This window comes from Streptomyces sp. NPDC111520 (genome assembly GCF_055635295.1).
This window is the reverse complement of record NZ_JBVKBW010000013.1, coordinates 193,237-207,650: the sequence shown is the minus strand read 5'-3', so window position 1 is coordinate 207,650 and position 14,414 is coordinate 193,237. Positions and strand designations below refer to the sequence as shown.

General features: G+C 73.7%; 17 protein-coding genes. 8 read left to right on the top strand and 9 right to left on the bottom strand.

The features are described 5' to 3' along the window. The first annotated feature begins 151 nt into the window (after positions 1 to 151). Together ACZ7MY_RS29185 and serB are read left to right on the top strand one after the other, a co-directional pair. Positions 152 to 1,873: a streptophobe family protein gene (locus tag ACZ7MY_RS29185; protein WP_499606281.1), complete on the top strand. Its 1,722-nt coding sequence runs from the start codon at positions 152 to 154 to the stop codon at positions 1,871 to 1,873. A gap of 70 nt (positions 1,874 to 1,943) precedes the next feature. Then, the gene (serB, locus tag ACZ7MY_RS29180; protein WP_499606248.1) at positions 1,944 to 3,185 is read left to right on the top strand and encodes a phosphoserine phosphatase SerB; all 1,242 of its coding nucleotides are present in this window, start codon (positions 1,944 to 1,946) and stop codon (positions 3,183 to 3,185) included. 105 nt (positions 3,186 to 3,290) lie between these two features. On the opposite strand, the gene ACZ7MY_RS29175 is transcribed toward serB, so the two are convergent. The 4 genes from ACZ7MY_RS29175 to ACZ7MY_RS29160 form a co-directional block, all read right to left on the bottom strand. Beyond that, positions 3,291 to 3,812, bottom strand: coding sequence for a SixA phosphatase family protein (locus ACZ7MY_RS29175; protein ID WP_499606247.1), 522 nt, complete (start codon positions 3,810 to 3,812; stop codon positions 3,291 to 3,293). 72 nt (positions 3,813 to 3,884) lie between these two features. Then, positions 3,885 to 4,127 carry a hypothetical protein gene (locus ACZ7MY_RS29170; protein WP_499606246.1) on the bottom strand — a complete coding sequence of 81 codons (243 nt, stop codon included), beginning with the start codon at positions 4,125 to 4,127 and terminating at the stop codon, positions 3,885 to 3,887. Positions 4,128 to 4,331: 204 nt separating this feature from the next. Continuing rightward, a complete protein-coding gene (locus ACZ7MY_RS29165) occupies positions 4,332 to 4,454 on the bottom strand; it encodes an SGM_5486 family transporter-associated protein (RefSeq protein ID WP_499606245.1) in 123 nt (40 codons plus the stop codon). Between the two features lie 46 nt (positions 4,455 to 4,500). Continuing rightward, complete coding sequence (locus tag ACZ7MY_RS29160; RefSeq protein ID WP_499606243.1) at positions 4,501 to 5,775, bottom strand: CynX/NimT family MFS transporter; 1,275 nt, start codon at positions 5,773 to 5,775, stop codon at positions 4,501 to 4,503. Between the two features lie 43 nt (positions 5,776 to 5,818). Here ACZ7MY_RS29160 and ACZ7MY_RS29155 point away from each other — a divergent pair, with 43 nt between their 5' ends. Further along, the gene (locus ACZ7MY_RS29155; RefSeq protein WP_499606242.1) at positions 5,819 to 6,499 is read left to right on the top strand and encodes a FadR/GntR family transcriptional regulator; all 681 of its coding nucleotides are present in this window, start codon (positions 5,819 to 5,821) and stop codon (positions 6,497 to 6,499) included. On the opposite strand, the gene ACZ7MY_RS29150 is transcribed toward ACZ7MY_RS29155, so the two are convergent. From ACZ7MY_RS29150 to fabG, 3 genes are all read right to left on the bottom strand, one after another. Continuing rightward, positions 6,480 to 6,791, bottom strand: a complete 312-nt coding sequence (locus ACZ7MY_RS29150; protein ID WP_499606280.1) for a hypothetical protein — start codon at positions 6,789 to 6,791, stop codon at positions 6,480 to 6,482. The genes ACZ7MY_RS29155 and ACZ7MY_RS29150 overlap by 20 nt on opposite strands. 197 nt (positions 6,792 to 6,988) lie before the next feature. Next, positions 6,989 to 7,756 carry an enoyl-ACP reductase FabI gene (fabI, locus tag ACZ7MY_RS29145; protein WP_499606241.1) on the bottom strand — a complete coding sequence of 256 codons (768 nt, stop codon included), beginning with the start codon at positions 7,754 to 7,756 and terminating at the stop codon, positions 6,989 to 6,991. A 4-nt stretch (positions 7,757 to 7,760) separates the two neighbouring features. Next, on the bottom strand, positions 7,761 to 8,465 hold the full coding sequence (fabG, locus tag ACZ7MY_RS29140; protein WP_499606240.1) for a 3-oxoacyl-[acyl-carrier-protein] reductase: 705 nt from the start codon (positions 8,463 to 8,465) through the stop codon (positions 7,761 to 7,763). A 194-nt stretch (positions 8,466 to 8,659) separates the two neighbouring features. On the opposite strand from fabG, the gene ACZ7MY_RS29135 reads away from it, so the two are divergent. The 3 genes from ACZ7MY_RS29135 to ACZ7MY_RS29125 are packed head-to-tail and all read left to right on the top strand — an operon-like array spanning position 8,660 to position 12,143. Next, positions 8,660 to 10,183 (top strand): TldD/PmbA family protein, encoded by a 1,524-nt coding sequence (locus ACZ7MY_RS29135; RefSeq protein ID WP_499606238.1) that lies wholly within the window; start codon positions 8,660 to 8,662, stop codon positions 10,181 to 10,183. Continuing rightward, positions 10,180 to 11,571 carry a metallopeptidase TldD-related protein gene (locus ACZ7MY_RS29130; RefSeq protein WP_499606237.1) on the top strand — a complete coding sequence of 464 codons (1,392 nt, stop codon included), beginning with the start codon at positions 10,180 to 10,182 and terminating at the stop codon, positions 11,569 to 11,571. Before ACZ7MY_RS29135 ends, ACZ7MY_RS29130 begins: the two co-directional genes overlap by 4 nt. A gap of 20 nt (positions 11,572 to 11,591) precedes the next feature. After that, the gene (locus tag ACZ7MY_RS29125; protein ID WP_499606236.1) at positions 11,592 to 12,143 is read left to right on the top strand and encodes an RNA 2'-phosphotransferase; all 552 of its coding nucleotides are present in this window, start codon (positions 11,592 to 11,594) and stop codon (positions 12,141 to 12,143) included. A 33-nt stretch (positions 12,144 to 12,176) separates the two neighbouring features. On the opposite strand, the gene ACZ7MY_RS29120 is transcribed toward ACZ7MY_RS29125, so the two are convergent. Next, positions 12,177 to 12,458, bottom strand: coding sequence for a GlsB/YeaQ/YmgE family stress response membrane protein (locus ACZ7MY_RS29120; RefSeq protein WP_499606235.1), 282 nt, complete (start codon positions 12,456 to 12,458; stop codon positions 12,177 to 12,179). Between the two features lie 178 nt (positions 12,459 to 12,636). On the opposite strand from ACZ7MY_RS29120, the gene ACZ7MY_RS29115 reads away from it, so the two are divergent. After that, positions 12,637 to 13,008, top strand: a complete 372-nt coding sequence (locus ACZ7MY_RS29115) for a DUF3099 domain-containing protein (RefSeq protein ID WP_499606234.1) — start codon at positions 12,637 to 12,639, stop codon at positions 13,006 to 13,008. A 182-nt stretch (positions 13,009 to 13,190) separates the two neighbouring features. Next, complete coding sequence (locus ACZ7MY_RS29110; RefSeq protein WP_499606232.1) at positions 13,191 to 13,424, top strand: hypothetical protein; 234 nt, start codon at positions 13,191 to 13,193, stop codon at positions 13,422 to 13,424. Here the strand turns inward: ACZ7MY_RS29110 and moaA are convergent. After that, entirely contained in the window at positions 13,407 to 14,396 is a 990-nt protein-coding gene (moaA, locus tag ACZ7MY_RS29105; protein ID WP_499606231.1) for a GTP 3',8-cyclase MoaA, read from the bottom strand. The genes ACZ7MY_RS29110 and moaA overlap by 18 nt on opposite strands. Between the last annotated feature and the right edge of the window lie 18 nt (positions 14,397 to 14,414).

Genomic DNA, 14,414 nt, shown 5'->3' with positions numbered 1-14,414 from the left:
CGTTGCGGTGATGTGAACCGTCTTCCGAGAAGCCGTTGACGGCGCCGAAACACCACCGGAGAGTGGTAACCGCCCATGAACCGTGCGGATCATGACGGATCGGGGCACCATGCGGCGCAGGCGGTTCGGACGCGAGACCTCGGGGGCGGGCATGACCGCGTACACCTCCACACCTTCGAACGCGCCCGCGCGCCCGGTCCCGTGGGGCGGCGTGCTGCTCTTGGCGATCGCCGCGGTGAGCTGGGCGTACCTGGGGATGGTGGGGGCCGCCGCGCTGGGCCTGCACCTGCTCGGCGCCGACACCGCGGGCTCGCTGGGGCCGATGACGGCGGCCGTGGTCGCCATGGCGGTGGGCGGCAAGGTCGTCCCCTCGGGTGACGTCGCGGTGTTCGGGCTGGGCGGTGCGGGTGGCGAGGGCCGGCTGGACCTCATGCCGCTGGGCGTCGGCCTGGTGGGCGCCCTGCTGCTGTCCTGGGTGTTCCTGCGGTCGCTGCGCGGGGCCGGGCTGACCGTCCCCGGGGGCGAACTCGCCGCGCGGGCCGGTGCGGTGGTGGCGCTCTTCGTGGCGCTGCTGGGCGCGCTGGCGTGGGCCGGGGAGGACACCATCGCCCTCGACGGCGCCGCGCTGGGCGGGGACGGGGGCGGTGGTCTCACGGACCAGCTGCCGGGCATCGGTGACATCGGCGGGGGGCTCGGGGACGGGCTGCAGGACCTGATCGACGCCAAGGCCTCGGTGAGCTTCCACGTCGCGACCGGCCGCACCCTGCTGGGCGGTCTGCTGTGGGTGCTGGTCGTCCTGCTGCTGGCGCTGCTCACCTCGCGCCGTTCGCCGCTGCCGCCCGCCCTGGAGCCGCTGCACCGGGTCGTGCGGCCCGCGGCGTCGGCGCTGCGCTGGGTGCTGCTGCTGGCCGTCCTCGCGGGCTGCGCGGCCGCCGGGTACGCGGCGGTGACGGGTGACGAGCCGGGCCGGATCGCCGGGGCGGCCCTGCTGGGGGCGCCCAACGGGGTGTGGCTGGCGGTGCCGCTCGGGCTGTTCGTGTCCTGGCGGGGCACGGCCACCGGGGAGTTGGCCAAGGTGCTGCCGGACCCGCTGGACCGGCTGTTGTCGACCAGCGTGCAGGAACCCGTGACACCCGCCCGGCTGGCCGAGTACGACCAGCGGGTGTGGCTGCTGACCCTCGCCGCGGCGCTGATGATGCTGGCCGCGGGGGCGCTGGCGGCGGCCCGCACCCCGCTGTGGGGGTCGACGCGGGCCGGGTTCGCGGGCCGCTGCGCGCTACGGCTCGGCCTGGTCACCGCGCTCGCCTTCCCGCTGCTGGTGTGGGTGACCGGCGTCTCCGTGAACGCGGGCGTCTCGGTCTTCGGCTTCGACGCGGTGGGCGCCGGGGTGGACCTGCACGGCAGCCTCCCCCTGGCGTTCCTGCTGGGCGCCGCCTGGGGGGCGGCGGCCGGCGGCGCGGGGGCGCTGCTGGCACTGCTGACGGGCACGGCCGGGCGCCGGGTGTCGCCGTACGCGCTGCGCCGGGCGGCCGAGGCGGCGGCCGGGGAGAGCAGCTCGCGCACCTACCCGGGCATCGCCTACCAGCCCGGTCCCTACCTCCCGAGCCCCGGCTACGGCCCGCCGGACACCGGGCCCAACCCCTACCGGCAACCCCAGCACGGCCAGGCGCCGCACGGCCAGGCGCCGCAGGGCCCGCCGAACGGCGCCCCGCCGCAGGGCCGCGGGCCGCACTCCGCCCGGACCGTCACCGGGGCGCCGCTGCCCCCGCCGCCCGGGCCGCCGCCCGGTCCTCCCCCGGTGCCTCCCCCGGGACCGCCGCCCGGCCCCTCGCGCGGGGGCCCGCCGCCCGGCGCGCCCGGGGGCCGCCGCTGACCACGGACGGTGTCCGGCAGGCGGAACACATGTCCGTCCCCGGCACGGTGCCCGATACGGTGGAGGCACCATGAACGACGCATCGCAGGCGACCGCTGCCACCGCCGCCAATGTGCCGACACTGCTGGTCAAGATCTTCGGCAAGGACCGGCCGGGGATCACCGCCGGGCTCTTCGAGACGCTGGCCCGCTTCCAGGTGAACGTCATCGACATCGAGCAGGTCGTCACCCGGGGACGCATCGTGCTCTGCGCCCTGGTACCCGCCCCCGCGGGCCGTCCCATGGAGGGCGAGCTGCGTGCGACGGTGCACGCGTGGGCGGAGTCGATGCGCCTGCAGGCCGAGATCATCTCCGGCATCGGCGACAACCGGCCGCGCGGTGAGGGCCGCTCCCATGTGACGGTGCTGGGGCACCCGCTGACGGCGGAGTCCACGGCGGCCATAGCGGCCAGGATCACCGGCGCGGGCGGCAACATCGACCGTATCTTCCGGCTCGCGAAGTACCCGGTGACGGCGGTGGAGTTCGCCGTCTCCGGCGTCGCCACCGACACGCTGCGCCCGGCGCTGGCCCTGGAGGCCCACGAGCGCGGCGTCGACGTGGCCGTGGTGTCGGCGGGCCTGCACCGCCGTGCGCAGCGCCTGGTGGTCATGGACGTGGACTCCACCGTCATCCAGGACGAGGTGATCGAGCTCTTCGCGGCGCACGCGGGCTGCGAGGACCAGGTCGCCGAGGTCACGGCCGCGGCGATGCGCGGCGAGCTGGACTTCGAGCAGTCCCTGCACGCGCGGGTCGCCCTGCTCGAGGGGCTGGACGAGTCGGTGGTGGACAAGGTCCGCCAGGAGGTGCGGCTGACGGCCGGGGCGCGCACGCTGATCCGCACGCTCAAGCGGATGGGTTACCAGGTGGGCGTGGTCTCCGGGGGCTTCACGCAGGTCACCGACGACCTCAAGGAGCGGCTGGGGCTGGACTTCGCCGCCGCCAACACCCTGGAGATCGTGGACGGCAGGCTCACCGGCCGGGTGACCGGCGAGATCGTGGACCGGGCGGGCAAGGCCCGGCTGCTGCGGCGCTTCGCGGCGGAGGCCGGGGTGCCGCTCAGCCAGACCGTCGCCATCGGCGACGGCGCCAACGACCTGGACATGCTCAACGCGGCGGGCCTCGGGGTCGCCTTCAACGCCAAGCCGGTGGTGCGGCGGGCCGCGGACGCCGCCGTCAACGTGCCGTTCCTGGACACCGTGCTCTACCTGCTGGGCATCACGCGCGAGGAGGTCGAGGCGGCCGACGCCGACGACGGCTCCGCCGCCGGGGACTGACCGGCGCACCCACGGGCACGGCGAGGGCCCCGGAGCACCGGCTCCGGGGCCCTCGCCGTGCCGTCCCGGGCCCCGCGGCGCGCCGGACCGCGGCCGGGGTGCGGCTCAGTCGTGCGGCGACCAGAAGTCGACGAGGCGGCCGACGCCGTGCTCGACCGTCTTCCACGGGCCCGAGAAGGTGATCACGGCGATGGCCGCCGTCGGGAAGCCGGTGCGGTTCATCCGCGCGCGGGCGTCCCCGTCGCTCTCCCCCGCGAGCGCGTCGGCAAGGGCGTGGATGGCCGGGTTGTGGCCGACCAGCAGCACGTCGTCGACGTCCTCGGGGGTCTCGTCGAGCAGGGCGATCAGGTCACCGAGGGTGGCGTCGTACAGACGCTCCTCGTAGACGGTGCGGGGGCGGTGCGGGAGTTCGTGGGCGGCCAGCTTCCACGTCTCGCGGGTGCGCGTGGCCGAGGAGCAGAGGGTGAGGTCGAACGGGATCCCCAGTTCGGCGAGCCTGCGGCCGGCGACGGGGGCCTCCTTGCGTCCCCGTTCCGCCAGCGGTCGCTCGTGGTCGGGGACGTCGGGCCAGTCGGCTTTGGCGTGCCGGAGCAGGACGATCCGGCGGGGCGATGCAGCTGCGCTCATGACCCTCAGCTTTCCAGAAATCCGGCCGTCAGGCGCGGGCTGCGGGACGGATCACGGTTCGCCGCCGGAGGGTCACAGCAGGTACTGCAGCAGCCCCGGGAGCCCTTCGCCGACCGTGTGCAGGAGCTGTCCGACGGGCTCCGCGGCCGAGGCCTCCGCCGCCCCCGGGCCCGCGACCAGGGCGAGCAGCGCGGCGAAGGCGAGCGCGGGCAGGGCGAGCGCCCACCACGGCAGGCGCGTCTGCGTGCCGCGTCCGGCCGCCGGGCGGGCGGCGCGGGTACGCCGGGTACGCGAGGGAACAGCCTGCGTGGACACGGGTCGCCTCCGTGGGTCGGCCGCGGTGCCGGAACGTCGTCCGACCTTGCACCACGACGCTACGGAAGGGCGGCCGCCGGGCCCATCGGGTGGCCCACCCACTTGACCCTGACCCTGGCCCCCTAGGGGAGGTGGGGTTGTCCCTACCCCCGCTCTCGGGGTGGCGGGTCAGCGGGTCCGCGGGGCGGGTCCGCTGGGCGCGGGTCAGCCGAACTTCGCGCCGATGACGGCGATCACCGCGACGAGCGCGGGCACGGCCATCATGAGACCGAAGACGATCAGGAGCTTCTTCTGCGGCTGCGGGGGGTTCGGCTCGAGCACGGGCATGCCGCCCAGTCTCGCATCCGCCCGCGGCCCCCGCGTACCCGGGTGGTCAGAGTTCGTCCTCCACGGCCCGGTCACGGCCGGCGACGACGCCCGCGGCGATCTGCGGCACCAGCAGGGCGAGCATGAAGGCCACCGGCAGGTCCCAGCCGCCGGTGTGCTGGTAGAGGGTGCCGACGAGGATCGGACCGGGGATGGAGATCAGGTAGCCGGTGCACTGCGCGAAGGCCGAGAGCCGCACGACGCCGCCGCCGGTGCGGGAGCGCATCCCGATCATGGTGAGGGCCAGCGGGAACGAGCAGTTGGAGATGCCCAGCAGCACCGCCCACACCCAGGGCGCGCCGGCCGGGGCCGCCCACAGTCCGCCGTAGCCGACGATCCCGAACAGGCCGAGGCCGACGGCGAGTCCGCCCTGGTGCCGCATGCGGCCGGCGAGCGCGGGCAGCACGAAGGAGAGCGGCACGCCCATCACCATGGTGACGGCGAGCAGCACGCCGGCGGTGGAGGCGGAGACCCCGGCGTCGCGGAAGATCTGCGGGAGCCACCCCATGGTGATGTACGCGCCCGTGGCCTGGAGCCCGAAGTAGACGGCGAGCGCCCAGGCGGTACGGCTGCGGGCGATGCTGCCGGTCCGGTTCCGCTCCTCCCCGGCGGGGGCCGCCGGCGCGGCCGCGGCGGCGGGGGCCCGGTCGCGGACGAGGGCGAGCCAGGGCACCACGGCGACCGCGGCGATCACGCCCCAGGCCGCGAGGCCGAACCGCCAGTCGCCGCCGAGCGCACGGGTCGCCGGGACGGTCGCCGCGGCGGCGACGGCGGTGCCCAGGGACAGGGCCATCGAGTAGAGCCCCGTCATGGTGCCGACACGGTCCGGGAACCAGCGCTTGACGACGACGGGCATCAGGACGTTGCCGACGGCTATGCCGCCCAGGGCGAGGGCGCTGGCGGCGAGGAAGGGCACCGTGCCGCCGGTGAACGGCCGCAGGAAGAGCCCCAGGGTGATGGCGACCAGGCCCGCGCAGACGACGGCACCAGGGCCGCGCCGGCGGGCCAGCCGGGGCGCGGTCACCCCGAACACGGCGAAGCACAGCGCGGGGACGGAGGTGAGCAGGCCGGCGACGCTGCCGCTCATCCCGAGGCCGTCGCGCACCTCCTCGAGGAGCGCGCCGAGGCTGGTGATGGCTGGCCGCAGATTCAGTGCCGCGAGCACCAAGGCGACCGCCACCAGCGTCCGGGCGCGCCGTGTGCCGGGCACGCTGTTGGGCAGGTGTGCGGGCACGGAGGCCCGTTCCGTGGCAGGGTCGAGCGTCGCTTCGTCGTCACGCATGCCGACCATCATAGAATGATGGGATGAATGTTGAGGAGAGCCCATGCCCCTGACCTCACCCCGGCGCTCCGCCCTGGCCGACCAGGTGATCGCGCAACTGCGCGCGCAGATCACCTCCGGTGAGTGGCCGGTGGGGTCGCGGATCCCCACCGAGACCCAGCTGGTCGAGCAGCTCGGGGTGGCCCGCAACACCGTCCGCGAGGCCGTCCGGGCGCTCGCGCACAACGGGCTCCTCGACATCAGGCAGGGATCCGGCACCTATGTGCTGGCCACCAGCGAGCTGGCCGGGGTGATGCACCGCCGCTTCGCCGACTCCGACCCCCGGCACGTGGCGGAGCTGCGCAGCGCCCTGGAGGCGTCAGCGGCGGCACTCGCCGCGCGGCGTCGCACGGAGCGCGACCTGAAGCATCTGGACGCCGCCCTGGCCCGGCGGGAGAGCGCCTGGGAGTCGGGCCGGGCCGAGGCCTTCGTCGACGCCGACGCGGCATTGCACCTGTCGGTCGTGGCGGCCTCGCACAACGACGTCGTCGTCGAGCTCTACGCCGACCTCGGCGAGGTGCTGCGCGCCTTCCTGCGCGCGGACGTCGGCGAGGAGCTGCGGCCCGAGCAGTACGTGGACCACGCGCGGCTGGTCGAGGCGATCCGGGCCGGTGATCCGGAGGCGGCCTCGGGCGAGGCCTCCGCGCACGCCTTCAGCTGCCGCTTCAGCCCAGCTGCCCGGTGACCCAGACGTCCTGGATCTCCTTCCAGCAGCGGTCGCTGAGGGTGACGGTCTCGGCGGGGCCGACCGGGACGGACGCCCCGTCGACGTCCGGGTCCCACCACTGGCGGCACTCGATGTGCAGCTGGACGCTGTCCAGGTCGGGGTCGGGGTTGAAGCAGACGGCGACGCCCTCGCTGCCCTGTACCGAGGTCCGGCACTGGGCGACGTCCGGCAGCCGTGCCGCGGCCCCCGCCGTCGCGGCTGCCGGGCCCACGCCCGCGACGAGCGCCGCGACGGCCGCCGCGGCGCACATGTAGGCACGCACGATGCACACCTCCCTCCGCTGACCCCCGGCTCACCCCCGCACGGCCATCCTCCCGGCCCGCGGGGCCCGGCCACCCGGTCTGCTGGGCCGAACGGGGGACACGGCCCCGAACGCGCGTACGGCCCCGGCGCCGCCCGAGGGCGGCACCGGGGCCGTACGCGAGGGGGCCGGAGCGGCCCTTACGATCAGGCGCCCACCGCGTGCAGGCCGCCGTCGACGTGGATGATCTCGCCCGTCGTCTTGGGGAACCAGTCGCTCAGCAGCGCCACGACGCCGCGGCCGGCCGGCTCGGGGTCGGCGAGGTCCCACTCGAGCGGGGCACGGTGGTTCCAGACGTCGGCCAGCTCGCCGAAGCCCGGGATGGACTTGGCGGCCATGGAGCCGATCGGGCCGGCCGAGATCAGGTTGCAGCGGATGTTCTGCTTGCCCAGGTCACGCGCCATGTAGCGGGAGGTGGCCTCCAGCGCCGCCTTGGCCGGGCCCATCCAGTCGTACTGGGGCCAGGCGAACTGCGCGTCGAAGGTGAGGCCGACGACCGAGCCGCCCTCCTGCATCAGCGGCAGGCAGGCCATGGTGAGCGACTTCAGCGAGTACGCGGAGACGTGCATCGCGGTGGCGACGGACTCGAACGGCGTGTTGAGGAAGTTGCCGCCGAGGGCGTCCTGCGGCGCGAAGCCGATGGAGTGCACGACGCCGTCGAGCCCGCCCAGCTCCTCGCGGACGACGTCGGCGAGCCTGCCGAGGTGCTCGTCGTTGGTGACGTCGAGCTCGATGACCTTGACCGGCCTGGGCAGCTTCTTGGCGATGCGCTCGGTCAGCGTGGGCCGCGGGAACGCCGTGAGGATGATCTCGGCGCCCTGCTCCTGGGCGAGCTTCGCGGTGTGGAACGCGATGGAGGACTCCATCAGCACGCCGGTGATGAGGATGCGCTTTCCAGCGAGGATTCCGCTCATGTGCTCAGTGACCCATGCCCAATCCGCCGTCGACGGGAATGACGGCTCCGGTGATGTATGCGGCCTCGTCGGAGGCGAGGAAGCGGACCGAGGCGGCGATCTCCTCGGGCTGCGCGTAACGGGCCAGCGGCACCTGGCCGACGATGCTCTCCCGCTGCTCGTCGGTGAGCACGCGGGTCATGTCGGTGTCGACGAAGCCGGGGGCGACCACGTTGACCGTGATGTTGCGCGAGCCGAGCTCACGGGCCAGCGAGCGCGCGAAGCCGACGAGGCCGGCCTTGGACGCGGCGTAGTTCGCCTGCCCCGCCTGGCCCGTCAGGCCCACCACGGAGGAGATCAGCACGACGCGCCCCTTGCGGGCGCGCAGCATCTTCCGCACCGCGGCCTTCACCACGCGGAAGGTGCCGGTCAGGTTGGTGTCCAGGACGGACGTGAAGTCGTCGTCGGACATCCGCAGCAGCAGCTGGTCGCGGGTGACGCCGGCGTTGGCCACCAGCACCTCGACCGCGCCCTGCTGGGCCTCGATCTCCTTGAAGGCCTGCTCGACCTGCTCACCGTCGGTGATGTCGCACTTGACGGCGAAGAAACCCTCCGGGGGCTCGCCCGAGCGGTAGGTGACGGCGACCTTGTCGCCCGCGTCGGCGAACGCTCGGGCGATGGCGAGGCCGATGCCCCGGTTTCCTCCGGTGACGAGAACCGAGCGGCTCAACGGATCACCCTTTCCCTAGAGGTCTGGTACTCCAGAAAACTATCTGCCTACGTCGCGGTACGGGGAATCGACCCCCGACAGGGGCATGTGCGAGTCGCTGTCGAGTCCCTACAGAAAACCGCAGGCGGGCGGATTGTCGGAGCGGCATGATTCACTGCGGAGACACTGACGATTGGACAGAAGGGGAGGCCCTCGTGCCCCACGAGGTCGATCAGTCATTCCTGGCGCTGCCGCTCAGGGCGCTCGCCGACGCGGCACTGGCACGCGCCCGCGCGCTGGGCGCCGAGCACGCCGACTTCCGCTTCGAGCGGGTGCGCGGCGCCTCGTGGCGGCTGCGCGACGGCAGGGCCTCCGGCTCGTCGGACACCACGGACGTCGGCTACGCGGTACGCGTGGTGCACGGCGGGGCGTGGGGCTTCGCCTCCGGGGTCGACCTGTCGATGGACGCCGCGGCGCGCGTGGCCGGGCAGGCCGTGGCGATGGCGAAGCTGTCGGCCAAGGTGATCGCGGCGGCGGGCTCCGACGAGCGGGTGGAGCTGGCGGCCGAGCCGGTCCACCCGGACCGGGTGTGGGTCTCCTCGTACGAGGTCGACCCCTTCCAGGTGCCCGATGCCGACAAGACGGGTCTGCTGTCCGAGTGGAGCGGGCGGCTGCTGGCCGCCGACGGCGTGTCGCACGTCGACGCCTCCCTGATGACCGTCCACGAGAACAAGTTCTACGCGGACACCGCGGGGACGACCACGACCCAGCAGCGGGTGCGGGTGCATCCGGAGCTGACCGCCGTCGCGGTGGACCCGCGGACCGGTGAGTTCGACTCGATGCGGACGCTGGCGCCGCCGGCCGGCCGCGGCTGGGAGTACCTGACCGGCACCGGCTGGGACTGGGACGCGGAGCTCGCGGAGATCCCCGGGCTGCTCGCCGAGAAGATGGCGGCGCCCTCGGTGCAGGCGGGGGCGTACGACCTGGTGGTCGACCCGTCGAACCTGTGGCTCACCATCCACGAGTCGATCGGCCACGCCACCGAGCTGGACCGCGCGCTGGGCTACGAGGCCGCCTACGCCGGCACCTCCTTCGCCACCTTCGACCAGCTGGGCACGCTGCGGTACGGCTCCGCGCACATGAACGTCACCGGCGACCGCACCGCCGAGCACGGCCTGGCGACCGTCGGCTACGACGACGAGGGCGTCGCCGGGCAGTCCTGGGACCTGGTCAAGGACGGCGTCCTGGTCGGCTACCAACTCGACCGCAGGATCGCGCGGCTCACCGGCTTCGAGCGCTCCAACGGCTGCGCCTACGCGGACTCCCCCGGCCACGTCCCCGTGCAGCGGATGGCGAACGTGTCACTGCAGCCGGCACCGGACGGGCCGTCGACGCAGGAGCTGATCTCCGGCGTGGAGCGCGGCATCTACGTCGTGGGCGACCGCTCCTGGTCGATCGACATGCAGCGCTACAACTTCCAGTTCACCGGTCAGCGTTTCTTCAGGATCGAGAACGGCCGCCTGGCCGGGCAGCTGCGCGACGTCGCCTACCAGGCCACCACCACCGACTTCTGGGGCTCCATGGAGGCCGTCGGCGGGCCGCAGACCTACGTCCTGGGCGGTGCCTTCAACTGCGGAAAGGCCCAGCCGGGCCAGGTCGCCGCCGTCTCGCACGGCTGCCCCTCCGCGCTCTTCCGCGGCGTCAACATCCTCAACACCACGCAGGAGGCCGGTCGATGACCTCCGTTTCGAAGCCCCACGAGATCGTCGAGCGCGCCCTGGAGCTGTCCCGCGCGGACGGCTGCGTGGTCATCGCCGACGAGGACTCCTCGGCCAACCTGCGCTGGGCGGGCAACGCCCTGACCACCAACGGCGTGACGCGCGGCCGCAGCCTGACCGTGGTCGCGACGGTGGACGGCTCGCAGGGCACCGCGTCGGGCGTGGTGTCCCGCGCGGCGGTCACCGCGGACGAACTGGAGCCGCTGGTACGGGCCGCCGAGGCGGCCGCGCGCGCCGCCGGTCCCGCCGAGGACGCCCAGCCGCTGGTCGAGGGGGTGCCGGCGAGCGCCTCCTTCACCGAGCCGCCGGCCGAAACCTCCTCCGAGGTGTTCGCCGCCTTCGCGCCCGCCCTGGGCGAGTCCTTCGCCGCGGCGCGGGCCGGCGGCCGGAGGCTGTACGGCTTCGCGTACCACTCCGTCACCTCGACCTACCTGGGCACGTCCACGGGGCTGCGGCTCCGTCACGACCAGCCCAGCGGCACCCTGGAACTCAACGCCAAGTCCGAGGACATGTCCCGCTCGGCGTGGGCCGGAGCCGCCACCCGCGACTTCACCGACGTCGACCCGGCCGCCCTCGAGGCCGACCTCGCGCAGCGCCTGGCCTGGGCCGAGCGCCGGGTCGACCTGCCCGCCGGGCGGTACGAGACGCTGTTGCCGCCGTCCGCCGTCGCGGACCTGGTGATCTACCAGCAGTGGAGCGCCGCGGCCCGCGACGCGGCGGAGGGCCGTACGGTCTTCAGCCGCCCGGGCGGGGGCACCCGGGTCGGCGAGAAGCTCTCCGAGCTGCCGCTGACGCTGCGCAGCGACCCGGCCGAACCGGGTCTGGAGTCGGCGCCGTTCGTCATCGCGCACGCCTCGGGCGACGTCGCGTCGGTCTTCGACAACGGGCTGCCCGTCGAGGCCACCGACTGGGTGCGCGAGGGCGTGCTCAACCGGCTGTCCACCACGCGGCACAGCGCCGGGCTGACAGGGCTGCCGTTCGCGCCGTCCGGGGGCAACCTGGTCCTGGACGGCGGCGGCAAGCGGTCGCTGGAGGAGATGGTGGCGGACACCGAGCGCGGCCTGCTGCTGACCTGCCTGTGGTACATCCGCGAGGTGGATCCGGCCACCCTGCTGCTGACCGGGCTGACCCGGGACGGGGTCTACCTGGTGGAGGGCGGCGAGGTGACCGGCGTGGTGAACAACTTCCGGTTCAACGAGTCGCCGGTCGACCTGCTGGGCCGGGCCACCGAGGTGGGCCGCACCGAGCGCACGCTGCCGCGCGAGTGGAGCGACTGGTTCACCCGGGCCGCGTTCCCGGCGATGCGGGTCCCGGACTTCAACATGAGCTCGGTCAGCCAGGGCGTCTGACCAGGACGACGGGTGGGGCGATGAACGAGAAGCAGACGGTCAAGGTCTCGAAGTTCCTGGCGCGGGTGCTGCGGCACGACCCGGCCTCGATCGGGATCACCCTCGACCCGGCCGGCTGGGTGGACGTGGACGAGCTGATCGCCGCGTCCCACCGGTCGGGCCGGCGCTTCTCGCGCGCCGACCTCGACCACGTCGTGGCCAACAACAACAAGAAGCGCTACGCCTTCTCCGAGGACGGGCGGCGGATCCGGGCCAGCCAGGGGCACTCGGTGGAGGTCGACCTCGGGCTGTCCCCGGCGGACCCGCCGGCCGTCCTCTTCCACGGCACGGCGAGCACCACCCTGCCGGTGGTGCTGCGCGAGGGGCTCAAGCCGATGTCCCGGCAGGACGTCCACCTCTCCGCGGACGTGGAGACGGCCGTGCGCGTCGGTACGCGGCACGGCCGTCCGGTGGTGCTGGAGGTGGACGCCGCGGGGCTGGCCGCCGCGGGTCACGTCTTCCGGGTGAGCGCCAACGGGGTGTGGCTCACCGATCTGGTGCCGCCGACGCATCTGCGGCAGCACGTCCTCTGAGCCGCACGCCCCGTCGGGAGGCCGGACGCCCCGTCAGGTGGCCGTCCGCCGGCGCCTGCCGCGGATCGAGGCCCACAGCGGTGTGATCACGGCGACCACGAGGATCGCGCCCAGGATCTGCAGCACGTGACGGGTCCAGTCGACGCCGCTGGTGTGCCGTACCCCGACCCATCCGGCGACCGCGTTGCCCAGGAAGGCGCCGAGGATGCCGCAGATGATGGTGAGCCACCACGGGATGTCCTGCTTCCCCGGCAGGAGCAGCTTCGCCAGGAAGCCGAGCACGATGCCGACGATGATCGCCCAGAACCAGTTCATGCGGCCAGTCTCGGTGCGGCCGGGGTACGCCGCATGCGGAAGGCGGCCATACGCCGTACGGCGGGTGCCGTCACACACGGGCGGCCTCCCCGGTCTCCACTGCGACAGACCCGCGGCGTAACGTGGACCGTGCCGGAACCGGGTGGCTTCCGGCGTTTCGAGCAGGTGGTGGAACGTGATGCGGAAGCGGAGCGGTACCGAGGTCTTCCGGATCACCGGGACCGCGGCGGGGCTCACCGAGGACGTCCGCGGAAGGCAGCGGCGCTACATCATCTCGATGTCGGTCCGCACCGTGTCCTTCATCCTGGCGGTCGTGCTGTGGCACGTCTCGGCGCCCCTGGCCTGGATCGCGCTGGTCCTCGGCCTGGTGATGCCCTACGTCGCGGTCGTCATCGCCAACGCCGGCCGGGAGAACGCGCCCGGGCTGCCCTCGGCGCGGGTCGCGCCGCCGGCGCCGCCGGCGCTCGGCCCCGGGGGGACCGGGGAGTCGCACCTGCCGGCGGAGCGGATCCCGGAGGAGGACGGACGCCCGCGTTCCGGTCAGGTCTGAACCTTTGCACCGGTTCGTCCCCCGCTCCGAAGCTCAGGAAAACCTCAGATCAATCATGGGGATCCCCTGCACTGGGGGCCATGGTGCGTGACATACTGCGTACGCGCTCCGCATCCCCCGTCGGAGCGACGGACCGACGCCGGGCGGCTCCCCCCGTGGCTGCCCGGCGTCGCCATGTTTGGATGGGGTTCGTGAACGACGAATCGCCGATCTGCTCCGCCAAGGGTTGCCGCGCCCCCGCCGTGTGGGTGCTCGCCTGGAACAACCCGAAGATCCACATGCCCGAGCGCCGCAAGACCTGGCTGGCGTGCGAGGAGCACCGCGAACACCTGTCGTCGTTCCTGGGCGTCCGCGGCTTCCTGAAGGACGTCGTGCGCTTCGAGGAGTGGGAGAAGAGCTCAGCCGCCGATGGCTGACATGGGCCGCTCGGGCTGCAGGAAGGTGGGGTCGTCGAGGCCGGAGCCGGCTTTCTTGCCCCACATCGCCTTCCGCCAGAGCTCGGCGACCTCCTCGTCGGAGCCGCCGGAGCGCAGCGCGGCCCGCAGATCGGTCTCCTCGCGCGCGAACAGGCAGTTGCGCACCTGACCGTCGGCGGTGAGGCGGGTGCGGTCGCAGGCCCGGCAGAAGGGCCGCGTGACGGAGGCGATCACACCGACCCGGGCGGGGCCGCCGTCCACCAGCCAGCGTTCGGCGGGGGCGTGTCCCCGGGCCCCGTCGGGCTCGGGGGTCAGTGTGAAGCGGGTCCGCAGGCTCTCCAGGATCTCCTCGGCGGTGACCATGTCGCTGCGCTGCCAGCCGTGCTGGGCGTCCAGCGGCATCTGCTCGATGAAGCGCAGCTCGTAGCCGCGCTCCAGGGCCCAGGTCAGCAGCTCGGGGGCCTCGCCGTCGTTGACGCCGCGCATCAGCACGGTGTTGACCTTGACCGGGGTCAGACCCGCGGCGTGGGCGGCCTCGAGGCCGCGGACGACGTCCTCGTGCCGCTTGCGGCGGGTCAGGGTCTGGAAGACGTCGGGACGCAGGGTGTCCAGGGAGACGTTGACCCGGTCCAGCCCGGCCCCGCGCAGCGCCGCCGCGGTCCGGGCGAGGCCTATGCCGTTGGTGGTGAGGGAGAGCTTGGGGCGGGGCGCCAGCTCGGCGCAGCGCTGCACGATGCCGACGAGGCCGGGGCGCAGCAGCGGCTCGCCGCCGGTGAAGCGGACGTCCTCGACGCCGAGCAGGGTGACGGCGATCCCCACCAGCCGGACGATCTCGTCGTCGGTGAGCAGCTCGGGCTTGCCGAGCCACTGCAGGCCCTCCTCGGGCATGCAGTAGGTGCACCGCAGATTGCACCGGTCGGTCAGCGAGACCCGCAGGTCGGTCGCGATCCGGCCGTAGGTGTCGATCAGCACGGCGCGCCTCCCTGTGCG